At 70.0% G+C, this 16,038-nt stretch carries 14 protein-coding genes and 1 pseudogene; 8 read left to right on the forward strand and 7 right to left on the reverse strand.

The window, feature by feature from the left end; all coding sequences use genetic code 11:
* The first annotated feature begins 51 nt into the window (after positions 1–51).
* The 6 genes from SCMU_RS08465 to SCMU_RS08490 all read left to right on the forward strand — a co-directional run bounded on the left by SCMU_RS08465 (position 52) and on the right by SCMU_RS08490 (position 6,319).
* Positions 52–897, forward strand: a complete 846-nt coding sequence (locus tag SCMU_RS08465; RefSeq protein WP_229232556.1) for an NAD-dependent epimerase/dehydratase family protein — start codon at positions 52–54, stop codon at positions 895–897.
* Between the two features lie 263 nt (positions 898–1,160).
* Positions 1,161–2,501: an MFS transporter gene (locus SCMU_RS08470; RefSeq protein ID WP_229232557.1), complete on the forward strand. Its 1,341-nt coding sequence runs from the start codon at positions 1,161–1,163 to the stop codon at positions 2,499–2,501.
* A 131-nt stretch (positions 2,502–2,632) separates the two neighbouring features.
* A complete protein-coding gene (locus SCMU_RS08475; RefSeq protein WP_229232558.1) occupies positions 2,633–3,280 on the forward strand; it encodes a GntR family transcriptional regulator in 648 nt (215 codons plus the stop codon).
* Between the two features lie 40 nt (positions 3,281–3,320).
* Positions 3,321–4,106 carry an aspartate/glutamate racemase family protein gene (locus SCMU_RS08480; RefSeq protein ID WP_229232559.1) on the forward strand — a complete coding sequence of 262 codons (786 nt, stop codon included), beginning with the start codon at positions 3,321–3,323 and terminating at the stop codon, positions 4,104–4,106.
* Positions 4,103–5,590: an amidohydrolase family protein gene (locus SCMU_RS08485; RefSeq protein WP_229232560.1), complete on the forward strand. Its 1,488-nt coding sequence runs from the start codon at positions 4,103–4,105 to the stop codon at positions 5,588–5,590. Before SCMU_RS08480 ends, SCMU_RS08485 begins: the two co-directional genes overlap by 4 nt.
* Before the next feature lie 3 nt (positions 5,591–5,593).
* Positions 5,594–6,319 (forward strand): maleate cis-trans isomerase family protein, encoded by a 726-nt coding sequence (locus SCMU_RS08490; RefSeq protein WP_229232561.1) that lies wholly within the window; start codon positions 5,594–5,596, stop codon positions 6,317–6,319.
* Between the two features lie 54 nt (positions 6,320–6,373).
* Here the strand turns inward: SCMU_RS08490 and SCMU_RS08495 are convergent, their stop codons facing one another.
* Positions 6,374–7,042 (reverse strand): SGNH/GDSL hydrolase family protein, encoded by a 669-nt coding sequence (locus tag SCMU_RS08495; protein ID WP_229232562.1) that lies wholly within the window; start codon positions 7,040–7,042, stop codon positions 6,374–6,376.
* A gap of 329 nt (positions 7,043–7,371) precedes the next feature.
* Here SCMU_RS08495 and SCMU_RS08500 point away from each other — a divergent pair, with 329 nt between their 5' ends.
* On the forward strand, positions 7,372–10,155 hold the full coding sequence (locus SCMU_RS08500; RefSeq protein ID WP_229232563.1) for a chitobiase/beta-hexosaminidase C-terminal domain-containing protein: 2,784 nt from the start codon (positions 7,372–7,374) through the stop codon (positions 10,153–10,155).
* A gap of 129 nt (positions 10,156–10,284) precedes the next feature.
* On the opposite strand, the gene SCMU_RS08505 is transcribed toward SCMU_RS08500, so the two are convergent.
* The 6 genes and pseudogenes from SCMU_RS08505 to SCMU_RS08525 form a co-directional block, all read right to left on the reverse strand.
* Positions 10,285–10,866 (reverse strand): nucleotidyltransferase family protein, encoded by a 582-nt coding sequence (locus SCMU_RS08505; protein ID WP_229232564.1) that lies wholly within the window; start codon positions 10,864–10,866, stop codon positions 10,285–10,287.
* 122 nt (positions 10,867–10,988) lie between these two features.
* Entirely contained in the window at positions 10,989–11,192 is a 204-nt protein-coding gene (locus tag SCMU_RS08510; protein ID WP_189695230.1) for a cold-shock protein, read from the reverse strand.
* A gap of 211 nt (positions 11,193–11,403) precedes the next feature.
* Positions 11,404–11,604 (reverse strand): hypothetical protein, encoded by a 201-nt coding sequence (locus SCMU_RS08515; RefSeq protein ID WP_229232565.1) that lies wholly within the window; start codon positions 11,602–11,604, stop codon positions 11,404–11,406.
* A gap of 106 nt (positions 11,605–11,710) precedes the next feature.
* Positions 11,711–11,845 carry a hypothetical protein gene (locus SCMU_RS20735; protein WP_274602941.1) on the reverse strand — a complete coding sequence of 45 codons (135 nt, stop codon included), beginning with the start codon at positions 11,843–11,845 and terminating at the stop codon, positions 11,711–11,713.
* A 143-nt stretch (positions 11,846–11,988) separates the two neighbouring features.
* Positions 11,989–12,713 (reverse strand): annotated as a pseudogene (locus SCMU_RS08520) (response regulator).
* Positions 12,710–14,371 carry a sensor histidine kinase gene (locus SCMU_RS08525; protein WP_229232566.1) on the reverse strand — a complete coding sequence of 554 codons (1,662 nt, stop codon included), beginning with the start codon at positions 14,369–14,371 and terminating at the stop codon, positions 12,710–12,712. The pseudogene SCMU_RS08520 and the gene SCMU_RS08525 overlap by 4 nt, the downstream one beginning before the upstream one ends.
* Before the next feature lie 180 nt (positions 14,372–14,551).
* Here SCMU_RS08525 and SCMU_RS08530 point away from each other — a divergent pair, with 180 nt between their 5' ends.
* Entirely contained in the window at positions 14,552–15,967 is a 1,416-nt protein-coding gene (locus SCMU_RS08530) for a cation:dicarboxylate symporter family transporter (protein WP_229232976.1), read from the forward strand.
* The last annotated feature ends 71 nt before the right edge of the window (positions 15,968–16,038 follow it).

The raw sequence follows: 16,038 nt of genomic DNA on the forward strand, positions 1-16,038 counted from the left end.
TCGAACCCACCAGGGGTGCCGCCGTCGTCCGTTTCCGGCAAAGATGGACCCATGGAGATTGCTCTCACAGGCGGAAGCGGCAAGTTGGGGCGGGTTGTCCTCGCCCACCTGCGCGAGGCGGGCCACACGGTGTGGAACCTCGACGTGGTGGGGGAGCGGGACCCAGGGTTCATCCGGACCGACCTCACGGACTACGGGCAGGTGGCCGACGCGCTCGCGGGCGTCGATGACAGGCACCGGGGGCTCGACGCCGTCGTGCACCTCGGCGCGATCCCGGCGCCCGGCCTCCAGCCTGACTCGGCGACGTTCCGGAACAACATGCTTTCGACCTACAGCGTCTTCCAGGGGGCGCGGCGCGCCGGCATCAAGCGGATCGTCTATGCCTCGAGCGAGACCGTGCTGGGCCTGCCCTTCGACGTCCCGCCGCCGTACATCCCCGTCGACGAGGAGTACCCGGCCCGGCCCGAGAGCACGTACTCGCTGGTCAAGCACCTCGAGGAGCAGATGGCCGCCGAGCTGTGCCGGTGGGATCCGCAGCTGAGCATCAGCGGCCTGCGGTTCTCGAACGTGATGGTCCCCGAGGACTATGCCGCGTTCCCGTCGTTCGACGCCGACCCGTCGCTGCGCAAATGGAACCTGTGGGGCTACATCGACGCCCGCGACGGCGCGCAGGCGGTCGAGAAGGCGCTCGACGCCGCACGCCCGGGCTTCGAGGCGTACATCATCGCCGCGGCGGACACGGTCATGTCACGAAGCTCGGCCTCGCTCGCTGCCGAGGTGTTCCCGGACGTCGACGTGACCCACGCGCTCGCGGAGCACGAGACGCTCCTCGGCATCGAGAAGGCGCGCAGGCTGCTCGGCTACGAGCCGCGCCACTCCTGGCGGGACCACGCCTGAGGGGCGGAAGCGCGGCTGAATGAGTGGGCGCGCGGCACCTGAACAGGTGGCGCGCGCCTTCTCTCTCGAAAGGCCGGTCGACCTTGACGACGGGATCCCAAATTGGGATCCCAAACTATTGACTGTGTGCGGGGCCACACCGTAGAGTCACTCTTGGGATCCCAAAACGGGATCCCAAATAGATCGTCAAAGTTGCGCACCGCCCGCTCGGGCAGGCTCCCGGCTCAGGGGAGCCACCTTCCCACCGTCGTGAAGGAGGACGCGTGTCCCTTCAAGAAGAAACTACCGGCGAGCCCCGCCTGGCCGCCGAGGCAAAGGCAAAGGGCAGCACGAGGCGCACCAACGTGCGATGGAAGCTCTTCATCCTGCTGCTCGTCCTCGTCACCGTCAACTACGTCGACCGGGGGTCGATCTCGGTCGCGCTGCCGATCATCCAGAAGGAGTTCAACCTCGGGCCGGAGCTCGTCGGGCTCCTGCTGTCAGCCTTCTTCTGGACCTACGCCCTGATGCAGGTGCCCGTCGGCTGGCTCATCGATCGCTTCGGCCCGCGGCGGGTCGTCACGGCGTCCTGCGTGGGCTGGGGCGCGGCCACCGCGGCGTCCGGCATGGCCGGCGGATTCCTGAGCATGTTCATCGCCCGCATGGCGATCGGTGTCACCGAGGCGGGCGTCATGCCCGCCGGCGGCAAGCTCAACGCCATCTGGATGCACTCGAAGGAGCGCGGCCGGGGTGCGACGATCCTCGACGCGGGCGCTCCCCTCGGGGCCGGCGTCGGCGCCATCCTCATCACCTGGCTGATCGCCGCCTTCGGGGGATGGCGCATGGCGTTCGTCCTGGCCGGCATGGCGACCGTGGTGCTCGGGCTCGTCATCTGGTGGTACGTCCGGGACAACCCACGCACGCACCGGGCCGTCAACGACGCCGAGGCCTCCTACATCGAGGCCTCGCACGCCCAGGAGGATGAGGCGGCCAAGGCAGGCGGGGGCACGACGCGCCGTGGACTCATGCCCTACCTGAAGTTCCGCTCGTTCTGGGCGATGTGCCTCGGCTGGCTCGGCTTCAACGGAGTCTTCTACGGGCTCCTCACGTGGGGCCCGCTCTACCTTGCGCAGGCCAAGGGCTTCAACCTCAACTCGATCGGCTGGTCGACCCTGGTGATCTTCGGTGCCGGCTTCGTCGGCGAGATCCTCGGAGGCACCCTCGCGGACCGGCTCCGCGCCCGGGGCCTCGGCGCCAACCTCGTGATGCGCGCGCTGCTCGGCATCTCGAGCGTCATCGTGGCCGGCGGGCTGGTCGGAGTGACGATCGTCGGAGACCCGATCACCGCCGTCACGCTCCTGTCCGTCGTCCTCTTCTTCCTCCGCTGGGTCGGCCTCTTCTGGGCTGTCCCCGCGACGCTGGGCGGCCGTACGAACGCGGGCGTCCTGGGCGGGGCCATGAACCTCAGCGGCAACATCGCCGGCTTCGTCACCCCGATCGTCGTCGGCCTCATTGTCGGTGCCACCGGTGGCTACACCTGGGCGCTGCTGTACTTCGTCGGGTCTGCGATCGTGATGGGCGTGTCGGTGCTCGCGCTGGACTACAGCAAGCGACTGCCCGTCTGATCGGCGGGCCCTCTGGGCCCCCGCGGGGCGGGCGCAGCCAGCCGCCCGCCCCGCAGCATCCGTGGTCGAATGGACCGCACACCAGAGCCGAGCCGGCCCAGACGCCGGCGACACACGAGGAGGAGCATCCCATGGCACAGCCGGTCGATGAGTCCGTGCGCGAGCGTCCGCTGCGCGAGGTCATCCGCGACACCCTGCGGACCCGGATCTTCGAGGGCTACTACGCGCCCGGGATGCGCCTCATCGAGAGGGACCTCGCCGCCGAGTTCAAGGTCTCGAGGCTCCCCGTGCGTGAGGCACTTCGGATGCTCCTCCAGGAGGGGCTGCTCGCCGAACGCGCCACCCGGGGGTCGGTCGTTGCAGGCCTGAGCGAGAAGGACGTCGCGGACCTCTTCGACGTCCGCAGTTCGCTCGAGGTGCTCGCGTGCCGCCTCGCTGCCCAGCGGGCAACGCCCGAGGACGTCGCGAGGCTCGAGGGACTCCTCGACTCGGCAACCGATGCCCTCGCCCGGGGGAGCATCAACGAGGCCCATCGCTACAACAGCGAGTTCCACGACGAGGTCACGGCCATCGCGGACAACTCATTCCTCCGCACGGCGCTCGAGCCGCTGCAGGGCCGCATGCACTGGCTCTTCCGCCACGTCACCGACCTGCCCGAGCTCATCGAGGAGCACCGGGAACTGCTCACCGCGATTGCGAGCGGAGATGCCGAGCGTGCCGCGGCCCAGTCTGTCAAGCACATCGGCAAGTACAGGGAACAGTATCCGGACACTGTCTGAGCCTTCAGGCATCATCGTCCGCCACACCAAGGAACCACCCATGAGACTTCTGGTCATCAACCCCAACATCAGCGAGGACGTCACGGCGCTGATCCGCTCGGAGGCCGAGCGATCGGCGGCCCCTGGCACGGAGCTGGTCGTCCGCACCGCGGGCCACGGCGTCGAGTACATCGAGACCCGCTTCGAGTCCCTCGTGGCCGCCGGCGCCGTCGCCGAGGTCATCGCCGAGGAGACGGTCCAGGGCGGCGTCGACGGCGTCGTCGTCGCCGCGTTCGGCGACCCGGGCATGCCCGCGCTCAAGGAGCTCGCCGACGTGCCCGTCATCGGGATCACGGAGGCCGCGCTCTGCGCCGCCGCGCTCCAGGGGCAGCGATTCTCGATCATCGCGATCTCGGATCGCATCACGGCCTGGTACCGGGACTGCGTCGAGCGTTTCGGCTTCGGGGGCAGGCTAGCCTCCATCCGGTCGATCACGGAGGCGCTGCGAGGAATCGGCACTGTCCAGGAGGACTTCCGCCCGACCCTCGTCGAGCTCGCTCGGCGTGCCGTCACGGAGGATGGGGCCGACGTCGTGATCCTCGCCGGCGCGCCCCTCGCCGGGCTCGCCAGGGACGTCGCAGACGAGATCCCGGTGCCAGTGGTCGATGGGATCGGCGCCGGCGTCCGGCTCGCCGAGGCCGTCGTCGGCCTCGCCTCGGGCACTCACCGTGCGGGCTCCTTCGCCGCTCCTCCCCTCAAGCGCCGCGCCGGCCTCTCGCCCGCGCTCGACGCCGCCCTCGATGCGGCCCAGTCCGCACACGTCGCCGTCGCCGGGAGCCCCTCATGAACGAGGGACGTGTAACAGGGAGGGCCGACCTCGTCATCGCCAATGGCCTCGTGGTCAATGCGACGGGCAGCAGGCACGCCCACGTTGTCATCGACGGCGGCCGGATCGCCGCGGTCCTCGACGCTGAGGAGCCCGTCCCCGCCGCGGGGCGCGTGGTCGACGCTGCCGGACGCGCCGTGATCCCGGGCGGGATCGACGGCCACTGCCACGTCGCCCAGATCACCGGACGCTTCCGCACCCTCGACGACTACGCGGTCACGTCCACCGCAGCGCTGTGGGGAGGCACGACGACGATCCTCGACTTCGGCATCCCGCGCGACTCGCAGGAGACCCCGCTCGAGGCCGCTAGGAACAAGCTCGCGCTCTCCGCCGAGTCGCGGTGCGACGTCGCCCTCCACGGCTCCGTGATCGACTGGGACGATACCGTCCCGGCCCAGCTCGAGGAACTCGCTGCCCTCGGGATCCGCAGCGTCAAGATGTACATGACCAACCGGGGCTCGACCATGGCGGACAATGACACGGTCCTGAAGGTCATGCGCGAGATGGCCCGACTCGACGGCCTCACCTACATCCACGCTGAGCACGATGCCATGATCGTGGACTGCACCCAGGAGCACGCCGACGCCGGGCGCATCGGGGTCGAGCACCTGCACGAGACCCGCCCCGAGCTCGCCGAGGAGGCCTCGGTGCGGGAGGTCCTCGCGATGGCCGAGTACACGGGCGCCCCCGTCTACTTCGTGCACCAGTCCACGCCCGGGGCCGTCGACCTCGTCGCCGAGGCCCGCGCCCGAGGCGTCGAGGCGCACTCGGAGACGTGCCCGCATTATCTCGTCCTCGACGACGGCGTGTACGCGTCGAGGTTCCCCGAGTGGTATGCCTGCTGCCCGCCGATGCGATCGGCGGAGACCGTCGCGGGGCTCCTGGAGCGGTTCGCGGAGGGCTCGATCCACACGGTCTCGAGCGACCACTCGTGCTACGACCTGACGCAGAAGCGTGAGCGCACCGATGACATCCGCCAGATGCCCCATGGCCTCCCCGGAGTCGAGACGCGCATGCCGGTGGCGTTCACGGCGCTCGCCGAAGCGTTCACGCGCGACGGCCTGCGCAACCCGCCGCACGACGACGAGCGCCTCCTCGAGCGGTTCGCCGACCTCTTCGCGGCCTCTCCCGCCCGGATCAATGCCCTGCCCGGCAAGGGGATCATCGCCCCTGGCTACGACGCGGACCTGGTTGTCTTCGATCCCGGCGAGTCGCGCACCGTGGACGGCGGGGCGCTCCACATGGGCACCGACTTCTCCCCGTTCCACGGTCGCGAACTGCGCGGCTGGCCTCAGACGGTGGTTGCCGCGGGCCGGGTGGTCCTCGACGCGGATGGCTTCCACGATCCGGGGCCGGTGGGCCGCTTCATCCCCCGAGCGGGGTATCGGGAGTCCACGACCGAGCCCCCGATGGCACTCGCCGCATCCCGCACGAAAGGCTCCTGAGCAATGGTCCAGTCAGCAAGGCCCCGCCGCGTCGGCATGATCGTCCCCTCGTCCAACACGTGCCTCGAGCCCATGAGCTATCGGATCCTGGGCGGGCGCGACGACGTCACGGTCCACTCGGCACGGATCCCGGTGACGCGCATCGCCCTCGACTCGGGCTCGGACCGGCAGTTCGACGTCGAGGGGATGCGCGCTGCGGCAGAACTCCTTGCCACAGCGGACGTCGACGTCATCGCGTGGAACGGGACGTCCGGGTCGTGGCTCGGGCTCGACCACGACCGCGAGATCGCCGCCGAGATCACCGCTGCCACGGGAGTCCCGGCGACGACGTCTACCCTCGCCTACTTCGACGCCTTCGCCGAGTTCGGCACGGCATCGATCGGACTCGTTACCCCCTACACGCCGGACGTCAACCTCCAGGTGATCGCGCGCTATGCGGATGCGGGCATCAGGGTCAGCGGACACCGCGCGCTCGGGCTCACGGACAATGAGTCGTTCGCGCGGGTGGCGCCGGAGGACCTCGTGCCGGGCTCGCTCGAACTCGCGGCGCAGAGCCCAGACGCCCTCGTGTACCTGTGCACCAACCTCTACGGTGCGCCCGTCGCCGCAGAGGTCGAGGAGCGGACAGGCGTGCCCGTGCTGGACTCCGTGGCGGTCACGCTCTGGCGCTGTCTTCAGGTGGCGGGCGCCCCGCTGCTGGAGCCACGCTGGGGGAAGCTGCTCGCCTGAGCACTGCACGCGTGAGCGGTGCTTGACTGAATCCCTGAACGGCGGGCCGCTGGGTCAGAGCCCCAGCGCGCGCGTCATCTCGTCCCGGAGCTGCTCTTGGCCGGCAATGGTGGGGTGGTCCTCGTCCGGGCCCTCGTACTGGGCGCCAGCGAGCCAGTTCCCGGCCAGGGGATCGACGAACTTGACGCCGGTCTGGGCGGCGGCCGACTCGAGGGCGTCCCGGACTGCCAGTCGCGCGGGCTCGGGGTCGTCGGTGAAGGCCGTCGGCCCGACCACGACGATCCGGGCATCCGGGGCGGCCTCGTGCGCGGTGGTCAGATCGGCGACGGCGGCGGCGGTCAGCTCCGCGAGGTCCTCGCCCATGTCATTCTCCGAGCCGAAGAAGACGACCATGGAGGTGTCCGGGGTGATGACGGCCTGCGCGTGGGAGCCGAAGGTGCCGTCGGCGACGCCCACCGCGAGATACCCGTCGCCGTTCTCCGAGGCGTTGACCACGTCGAGCCGGCCCTGCTCCTGCTGGGAGAGGAGGCGCGGCCACGCCCAGGCCGCGGATGTCCCGTAGCCCGTGCTGAGCGAATCGCCGACCACGACGACCCGCAGAGCCCCCGCGGCGTGGGCCTCGTCCTGATCGGACACGAGGCCGGCGCCGGCCAGAGCCGCGGACAGCGCGAGCGCCGTGCCGCTGACCAACGCGCCCCTCTCCCGCCGCTCCCGTCGTCTCATGGCGTCCATCTTCCCAGAAGGCGTTCAGGTCTCTGCCATGCCGTTCCTATGCGCCCGCTGTGAAGACAAGGGCGCAATCATCTTCCGGCCGGACAAGCCGGGGGGTAAATTGTGCCCAGCCGGCGAGTTCACTCAGCGGCTGCGACCACGGGCACGGGCTGCGCGGCGGCGCGACGGGGGGAGCCGTCAAGTCGTCCGTCTGCGGCGAGCTCACTTCGAGATTGGGGTAGACAGTGAAACGTTCGACGCCGCATCCAGGGACCCACAGGTCCCGCCTCAGAGCGCAGATCGGCGGGATCGCCCGCAGGGGAGCAGCCAGCGCGCTCGCCATGGTGCTCGGAACCGCCGCGCTCATCAGTGTCCAGGTGCCCGCCGCGCAGGCGGCGGCCGCGTGCACCGACGGCGCGATGAATATCGTGGCCCACACCGATGACGACCTGCTGTTCCTGAGCCCCGACTTCATGCGTGACCTCCAGACCAACCGCTGCACGCTCTCGGTGTTCCTCACCGCCGGCGAGGCGGGGGAGGGCTCCAGCTACTGGAACAGCCTTGAGAACGGCATCGAGGCCTCCTACGCCCAGATGGCCGGCAAGGCGAACTCGTGGGCGGAGATCGACGACGGGATCGCGAACCGCGACATCAAGCGCCAGCAGCTTGCCGGCTCGAACATCCAGGTGATGTTCATCCGGATCCCTGACGGCTTCCCGGACGGATCCGGCTCCGATACGTACAACAACCAGAGCATCCTCAAGCTCTGGAACGGCACCCTCAGCTCGGTGACTCCGGTGGACGGGCGCGCCGCGTACACCAAGGCACAGCTCAAGAGCGTGCTCGTCACCCTGATGAACGAGATGCGCCCGACGACGGTGCGCACCCAGGACTGGACCGGCACCTACAAGAACCCTTACGACCACAGCGACCACTGGGCCTCCGCGCAGTTCGCCCATGTCGCCAGCCAGGCCTACACGAGCCCGCACACGCTCACGGCGTATGACGCCTACGTGATCGACGAGTATCCCCAGAACGTGTGGGGTGACGAGCTGACGCAGAAGGTCAAGGCCTTCACCACGTTCGCCCCCTACGACCACAACGTCTGCAACACGCCCGGCGAGGGCTGCCCCGACTCGCCCTACGACGAGTGGCTCAAGCGCCAGTACATCACCGCGGTCGAGTGGACGGGCGACGCCGCCAAGGACTCCGGGACCACAGTGACGGCCTCCTCTCAGAAGGCGGCCGCGCAGAGCCCGGAGAAGGCCCGCGACGGCTACGCATGGGGCGACCCCATGGACGCTTCCAAGGAATGGGTGTCCAACGGCGAGAAGGCCGGCGCGTGGATCCAGTACACGTTCGCCCAGCCCACGGCGGTGAGTGAGGTCAACCTCTTCGACCGTCCCCTCGCGACCGAACAGATCACCTCTGGCGTCCTCGAGTTCTCCGACGGCTCTACCGTGCAGGTCGGGGCCCTGCCCAATAACGGCTCGGCTCTGACGGTTCCGTTCCCGGGCCGTACCGTGACCTCGGTGAAGTTCCGAGTGACCGGCGTGAGCGGCACCACCACTGCCGCCGGCCTCGCCGAGTTCGAGGTCTTCAAGGGCACCGACACGACGCCGCCTGTGGTGACGGCGGATCCGGCGGCGGGTGCGTACCCGGCGGGGACGCAGATCAAGCTCACGGCCAACGAGGCCGCGACGATCAAGTACACGACCGACGGCAGCGATCCGACGGTCTCGGGCCAGACCTACAGCGGGCCGATCACGCTCAACGCGGCGATGACGCTCAAGTACTATGGCACCGACACCGCGGGGAACTCCTCGGCCGTGGCCTCGCAGGCCTACACGCTCGCGGACGACAAGACGCCGCCCGTGGTGACGGCGGATCCGGCGGCGGGTGCGTACCCGGCGGGGACGCAGATCAAGCTCACGGCCAACGAGGCCGCGACGATCAAGTACACGACTGACGGCAGCGATCCGACGGTCTCGGGCCAGACATACAGCGGGCCGATCACGCTCAACGCGGCGATGACGCTCAAGTACTACGGCACCGACACCGCGGGGAACTCCTCGGCCGTCGCCTCGCAGGCCTACACCATTGCCGCGGACACGACGCCGCCCGTGGTGACGGCGGATCCGGCGGCGGGTGCGTACCCGGCGGGGACGCAGATCAAGCTCACGGCCAACGAGGCCGCGACGATCAAGTACACGACCGACGGCAGCGATCCGACGGTCTCGGGCCAGACCTACAGCGGGCCGATCACGCTCAACGCGGCGATGACGCTCAAGTACTACGGCACCGACACCGCGGGGAACTCCTCGGCCGTGGCCTCGCAGGCCTACACGATCAAGCCGCCGGCTGTCACCCAGTCCTGGCACGACTTCACCGGCGACGGCCTCGCGGACGTCCTCGCTGCGGACGGCGCATCCTTCAAGCTCTTCGCGGGCAACGGTGACGGCACCATCGGCGCCGGCACCCAGATCGCGACCGGCTGGACCGGCATCAACGCCACGATCACACCGGGCGACTTCAACGGTGACGGCAAGTCCGACGTCCTGGCCCGCGCCTCGAGCGGCGGGGCCCTGTGGCTGTACCCGGGCAACGGCAGCGGCGGGCTGAACGCCCGCGTCCAGGTCGGCTGGGGCTGGGACGTCATGACCGCCATCCTCTCGCCGGGCGACTTCAACGGCGACGGCAAGAGTGATGTGCTCGCCCGCGACAGCGGCGGGAACCTCTGGCTCTACCCGGGCGATGGCGCGGGCGGCTGGAAGAGCCGCAGCCAGGTGGGCTGGGGCTGGAACGTCATGAACGTCATCGTCAGCGGCCGCGACTTCACCGGTGACGGCAAGAACGACGTGCTCGCCCGCGACACGAGCGGCAACCTCTGGGTCTACCCGGGCAACGGCTCCGGCGGCTGGGGCAACCGCATCCAGATGGCCACCGGATGGCAGTCGATGACGGCCATCGCGGCCCCGGGCGACCTCACCGGGGACGGCAAGGCCGACGTCATTGCCCGGGACTCGAGCGGCACGATGTGGCTCTATCCGGGCGACGGCACCGGCCACATCGGCACGCGCACGCAGCTCGCGACCGGCTGGGGCACCTACAAGAACATCTCCTAGGGCCAGCGCGCTGCACACGGCTCGGGGCCCGGGACGGCGACGTTCCCGGGCCCCGAGCCATGCAGCGATCGAAGCGGCCCGTACGGCTCGGCGGCGGCATGACTCAACCGAGCGGGCCAGCTGAGCGATTCAGCTGAGCGGCTCATCCTGGTCGCGATCGCCGCCGAGGCCACTGCAGTCCACCTCGACGGCGCCGTGCGCGGCGAGGTAGGGCCCTGCTCCGCGGTCGCCGGCCAGCTCGCTGCCCAGCGTGGCCCAGTGGTCGCGGCCGATCAGCACGGGGTGCCCGGGGACGCCCGAGTACACCGCCCGCCGCAGTGTCGCGGGCCCCACCGGGCTGGCGAGCACCCTCCGGAGCGCCTCGGGGTCGAGGTGGGGGAGATCCACGAGAGTGACGGCCAGAGCGAGGGGCCCCTCGCCGACCGGGCCTTTGGAGCCCAGCTCTGCCGCGGCCGCGAGCGCGGCCCTGAGCGAGCCGGCGAGGCCTTCGGACCACTCGGGGGCGACCAGCGGCGTCACGCGGGGATCGTCCGGGAGGAGGCGCGCGGCGTCGTGCGCGGACGCGCCGAGCACCGTGAGGACCGGGGCGCAGCCTCCCTCGAGCAGCAGCCGGACCGCGCGGGGCAGCCACGCGCCCCGCTCGTCGCCCACGAGAGCCTTGGGCCGGCCCATGCGCGTCCCGGTGCCCGCCGCGAGCACGACGCCGGCCACTCGCCCCGTCGCCGCCGCTCGCCCCTGGCTGACGGGTGGCCCAAGACGCGCCGGAGGGCCGGCAGCATGGTGCTGCCGGCCCTCCGGGCGATCAGTGCCTTCCACGAGGGGAGGCCCGCAGATCAGAGCGGGCGGACGTTCGCGGCCTGGAGGCCCTTCGGTCCCTGCTGCGTCTCGAACTCGACCTTCTGGCCCTCGAGGAGCTCGCGGTAGCCCTTGGACTCGATCGCGGAGAAGTGGACGAAGACGTCCGCAGAATTGTCATCGGGGGCGATGAAGCCGAAGCCCTTCTCGCTGTTGAACCACTTGACGGTGCCAGTTGCCAAAATGTCCTCCTTGGACGGTGCGGTCCCCCGACTTTCGGAGGCCCACGTGCAGCGGTGTTCGTCAGACCGCTGCAGGCACGCACCACACCTCCGGCGGAGGCTGGCGCCGTACAGGCACAACGTGAGAAACAACGACTACGGGATTAACCCTACAGGAGAAGGCACACAGGAGCGAGCGCCGCGCGGCATGTCGTCACGCAGGAGCACAGGTTCAGTCGATGCCGAGCTCGACGTCAGGGTTCTCCTCTTCGACGTTCAGCTCGATGAGCCGCCGTGGATCGTGGAGGGGGTCCTGCTCGTCCATCGTCTCCGGGTTGTCGCTCGAGCCTTCCGGGGCCTGGCTGTCCCGGCCGTCGAGCGGCTCGGTGAGGTCATCGTCCTCGGTGTTCCCGAAGTCCGGGCTGTGGGTCATCTCGGTCCTCTCTCGTGTCCGCCGGGTCGCTAGTTCTTCCCCGGTTCTTGTGGGTTCTCCTGCTGGGTGCCTCGCGGCGCTCCGGCGCAGTGGTGCTTCGACCAGGTCAGCCTGCGTCGAAGCGTTCGGCGTCGATCTCGTCCGGATCCCGGTCGTTGCCGGACCCGTCAGGGATGGTCTCGATGTCAATGACGACGCGCACGTCGACTTCCTCGACGACGGTCAGGTCTTCCTCGCTCATGGCGGGCTCCCTTCCCTCCCAAAGCCCCTGCACCCCACCGCAGCACGCACTGCGGGCAGTGGCTTCCTGCTTCAAATCTAGGCCCGTTTCCGGCTCGGGGACAGGAGGCATGCGGATTGCCCGGAATCTCGTCGCGGGCCGCCTCAGCCCCTCCAGCGGTACTCGTTCTCGGGCCTTCCCGGCGTGCCGTAGCGGGCGGAGCGCGAGACCTCGTCCGCGTCCGCGAGGTGCTCGAGGTAGCGTCGCGCCGTCACCCGGGACACGCCGACGGCGGCCGTCACCTCGGAGGCCGAGACCGCACCGGGCTCGGACCGCAGGAACTCGCGGATCGACTCGAGGGTCACGGGGGAGAGGCCCTTGGGGAGGGGCTTCGCGACCGGCGCGCGGAGCGCCGCGAGCGCCTCGTCCACGGCCGTCTGGGACGCTGGCCCCCGCCGTCCGCGAGGGCATCCCGGTACGCGCGGTAGTGCTCGAGTCGCTCGGCGAATGCCGCGAACGTGAAGGGCTTGATGAGGTACTGGACCACCCCCACCGAGATGGCGCGACGCACCACCGGCAGCTCGCGCACCGCCGTGATCGCGATGATGTCCACAGGGTGCCCGGCCGCGCGCATGCGCCGGCCCACGTCGAGCCCGTGGAGATCGGGCAGGTTCATGTCCAGCAGCACGAGGTCCACGGGGGTCCCCGAGGCGGCGAGCTGGCCCGCGAGGCGGAGGGCGGAGGCGCCGTCGTGCGCGGTTCCCGCGTGGACGAACCCGGGCACGCGGCCCACATACGCGGCGTGGGCGTCCGCGGCGATGGGCTCGTCCTCGACCACGAGGACACGGATCGGTGCGGCGGCCAGACCTTGTCCCGACGGCTGGCTCATGCGGACTGCTCCCTTCTGGGCACCACCACGGTGAAGACGGCCCCGTCGCGGCGGGACACGGTGAGCGTCCCGCACAGCCGCTCGACCGAGCGCTTCACGAGGGCCAGCCCGAGGCCGCGGCCATGGCCCGTGTGGGGCTTGGTCGAGTAGCCGTACGTGAGGACCTGCTCGGTCTCGGCCTCGGGGACGCCGGGGCCGGAGTCCGCGACCTCGATCACCACCGTGTCCCCGTGGTCCACGATCTCGAGCGAGACCCACCGCCGCGCGTCCCCCGCCGGCGCCTCGGCGGCCGCGGCGGCGTCGATCGCGTTGTCGATGAGGTTCCCGACGATCGTCACGAGGTCCGTCGCGTCGAGGCCCGAGCCGGCGATCGACGCCGTGGCCTCGGCATCGAGCCGCACGCCGCGCTCGTTCGCCTGGGCCGCCTTGCCCATGATGAGGGCCGCGAGCACGGGCTCATCCACGGAGACCACGAGCTCGTCCGCGAGGGATTGGCTCAGCCGGAGGTCGTCCGTTGCGAACGCCAGGGCCCGGTCCGTCTGCCCGAGCTCGAGGAGCGAGACGATCGTGTGCAGCCGGTTCGCGTGTTCGTGGGTCTGGCTGCGCAGCGCGTCCGAGAGGGTCCGCATCGTCTCGAGCTCCGTGCCGAGGGCCTCGATCTCGGTCCGGTCGCGCAGGGTGGCGACGGCGCCGAGCACCCGCTCCCGCCGGCCCTCATGGGAGACAGCGGGCTCCTGGTTGACCACGAGCACCCGGTCCCCGGTGAGGTGGATCTCGTCGTGGGCCGTGCGCCCGCTCGTGAGCAGCTCGCGAAGGCTGCCCGGGATGCCGAGCTCGCGCAGGGTCGGCAGCGGGTTCCTCGCGAGGGGCGCCGGGCGGAGCACGTAGCCGCGCGCTTCCTCAAGGTCGTCCTCCGGCAGGCCCAGGAGGCGGGAGGCCTGGTCGTTGCGGATCACCACCTGCCCCTTGCCGTCCACGAGGATCACGCCCTCGCGCACCGAGTGGAGCACGGATTCGTAGTAGGCGAACAGCTGCCCGAGCTGTTCGGGGCCGTAGCCCCGTGTCACCCTCGAGAGGTACCGGCCCACCGCGAGGGCTCCCAGCGAACCCAGCGCGAGCACGACGGCGGCGATCGCCACGAGCGCTGGCAGCCGCCCCGCGATGGCCACCTCGATCGCGCTCACCGTCACGCCCGCCGCGACCATCCCGATGACCTTGCCGCCGTCGACGATCGGCACGATGGTGCGCACGGACGGCCCGAGGGTGCCCGCGGTCTCCTCCGTGAACGGGTGGCCGGCGAGCGCCTCGTCCACGCTGCCGATGTACTTCCCGCCGATCTGCTCGGGGTTGACGTGGGTCCACCTCGTGCGGTCCGGGGCCATGATCGTGATGAAGTCCAGGCTCGCGTCCTTGGTCACCTGCAGGGCGTACGGCTGGAGCGCGGCGGTGGGGTCGACAGCGGCAGCCCGCCGCGCGGCGTCGACCGCGAACGGGTTGTCCGCGATCGCGGAGGCGACAGCGAGCGTCCGCTTGGCCGCCTGGTCGTGGGACTGATCTCGGGCGTCGACGTACATGGCCGTGCCGATGAACGCGGTGAGCATGAGGACGGCGAGCACCAGGATCCATAGCATGCGCGTGGCCAGGCTCAGCGGGCGCATCAGGTTCCTTCCGCTCGTGCTTCACCGACGTGGCTGTGACCAATATGACCGCAACGGTGAGGTCTGTCACAGCCTCGACCAGAGTGGAACGTGAAGCGGCCCCAGGGGGCCACTCGTCAAGGTATCAAGTCAGCTCACCCCCACCCCACCCAAACCCCATCGAAGGAGCACTCCGTGGCAATGTCGCCAACGGCACCCGGGTCGCCAACGGCACCCGAGACGGCGCCGGCCAAGAAGAAGCCGGCGGACCGCACACATTGGCTCTACATCGCCGTCATCGTCGCCGTGGTACTCGGCGTCGTCGTCGGCCTCGTCTTCCCCGGCAAGGACGGCTTCGCCGCGAACCTCAAGCCGCTCGGCGACGGCTTCGTGGCCCTCATCAAGATGATGATCGCCCCCGTCATCTTCTGCACGATCGTCCTGGGCATCGGCTCGATCGCCAAGGCCGCCACGGTCGGCAAGGTGGGTGGCCTCGCCCTCGTCTACTTCATGGTGATGAGCACGTTCGCGCTCGCCATCGGCCTCGTGGTCGGAAACCTCGTCCACCCGGGAGAGGGACTCAACCTCAAGGACGCGACCTACAAGGCGAGCACCTCGGCGGACACCACCGACTTCCTGCTCGGCATCATCCCCAAGACGCTCATGTCCTCGCTCACCTCGGGCGAGATCCTCCAGACCCTCTTCGTGGCGCTCCTCGTCGGCTTCGCCCTCCAGCGCATGGGCAAGACCGGCAGGCTCCTGCTCGACTTCATCGCCCAGGCACAGGCGCTCGTCTTCCGGATCCTCATCATGGTCATGTGGCTTGCCCCGATCGGCGCGTTCGGCGCGATCGCCGCCGTGGTCGGCGCGACCGGCTGGAAGGCCGTCCTGAGCCTGCTGACGCTCATGGTCGCCTTCTACATCACGTGCATCCTGTTCATCGTGTTCATCCTCGGAACGGTCCTCAAGGTCGTCTCGGGCGTGAACATCTTCAAGCTCATGAAGTACCTGGCCCGCGAGTACCTCATCATCGTCTCGACGTCCTCCTCCGAGGCAGCGCTGCCGCGCCTCATCGCGAAGATGGAGCACCTCGGCGTCTCCAAGCCCGTGGTCGGCGTGACGGTCCCGACGGGGTACTCGTTCAATCTCGACGGCACCGCGATCTACCTCACGATGGCCTCGATCTTCATCGCCACCGCGATGGGCCAGCCGCTGGGCCTCGGCGAGCAGATCGGCCTCCTCGTGTTCATGATCATCGCGTCCAAGGGCGCGGCGGGTGTCTCCGGCGCCGGCCTCGCGACCCTCGCCGGCGGGCTCCAGGCCCACGCGCCGCAGCTCGTGGGCGGCGTGTCCTTCATCGTCGGCATCGACCGCTTCATGTCCGAGGCCCGCGCCCTGACCAACTTCACCGGCAACGCGGTGGCCACCGTCCTCATGGGCACCTGGACCAAGGAGATCGACAAGGCGCGCGTCGGCGAGGTGCTCTCCGGCCGCCGCCCGTTCGACGAGACCACGATGATCGCAGGCCACGGCCACGGCCACGGCACAGAGGCCGCCGACGGAGCAGCGGCCGGCGGTCCGGCCGCTGCCAGCGACGAGGAGCTCGCCCGAGCCTGACGGTGCCTTCTGCGCCGACGGTGCCTTCCGCATCCACGGTTCCTTCCGGGCCGCTTCAACGCACGACGGCG

It is taken from the genome of Sinomonas cyclohexanicum (genome assembly GCF_020886775.1).
Classification (GTDB): domain Bacteria; phylum Actinomycetota; class Actinomycetes; order Actinomycetales; family Micrococcaceae; genus Sinomonas; species Sinomonas cyclohexanicum.

Excerpts from the sequence above, each read along its gene's own strand:
- SCMU_RS08530 (WP_229232976.1), top strand. The coding sequence starts at position 14,552 with ATGTCGCCAACGGCACCCGGGTCGCCAACGGCACCCGAGACGGCGCCG.
- SCMU_RS08465 (WP_229232556.1), top strand. The coding sequence starts at position 52 with ATGGAGATTGCTCTCACAGGCGGAAGCGGCAAGTTGGGGCGGGTTGTC.
- SCMU_RS08525 (WP_229232566.1), bottom strand. The coding sequence starts at position 14,371 with ATGCGCCCGCTGAGCCTGGCCACGCGCATGCTATGGATCCTGGTGCTC.
- SCMU_RS08495 (WP_229232562.1), bottom strand. The coding sequence starts at position 7,042 with ATGAGACGACGGGAGCGGCGGGAGAGGGGCGCGTTGGTCAGCGGCACG.
- SCMU_RS08480 (WP_229232559.1), top strand. The coding sequence starts at position 3,321 with ATGAGACTTCTGGTCATCAACCCCAACATCAGCGAGGACGTCACGGCG.
- SCMU_RS08515 (WP_229232565.1), bottom strand. The coding sequence starts at position 11,604 with ATGACCCACAGCCCGGACTTCGGGAACACCGAGGACGATGACCTCACC.
- SCMU_RS08500 (WP_229232563.1), top strand. The coding sequence starts at position 7,372 with ATGGTGCTCGGAACCGCCGCGCTCATCAGTGTCCAGGTGCCCGCCGCG.
- SCMU_RS08485 (WP_229232560.1), top strand. The coding sequence starts at position 4,103 with ATGAACGAGGGACGTGTAACAGGGAGGGCCGACCTCGTCATCGCCAAT.
- SCMU_RS20735 (WP_274602941.1), bottom strand. The coding sequence starts at position 11,845 with ATGAGCGAGGAAGACCTGACCGTCGTCGAGGAAGTCGACGTGCGCGTC.
- SCMU_RS08475 (WP_229232558.1), top strand. The coding sequence starts at position 2,633 with ATGGCACAGCCGGTCGATGAGTCCGTGCGCGAGCGTCCGCTGCGCGAG.
- SCMU_RS08490 (WP_229232561.1), top strand. The coding sequence starts at position 5,594 with ATGGTCCAGTCAGCAAGGCCCCGCCGCGTCGGCATGATCGTCCCCTCG.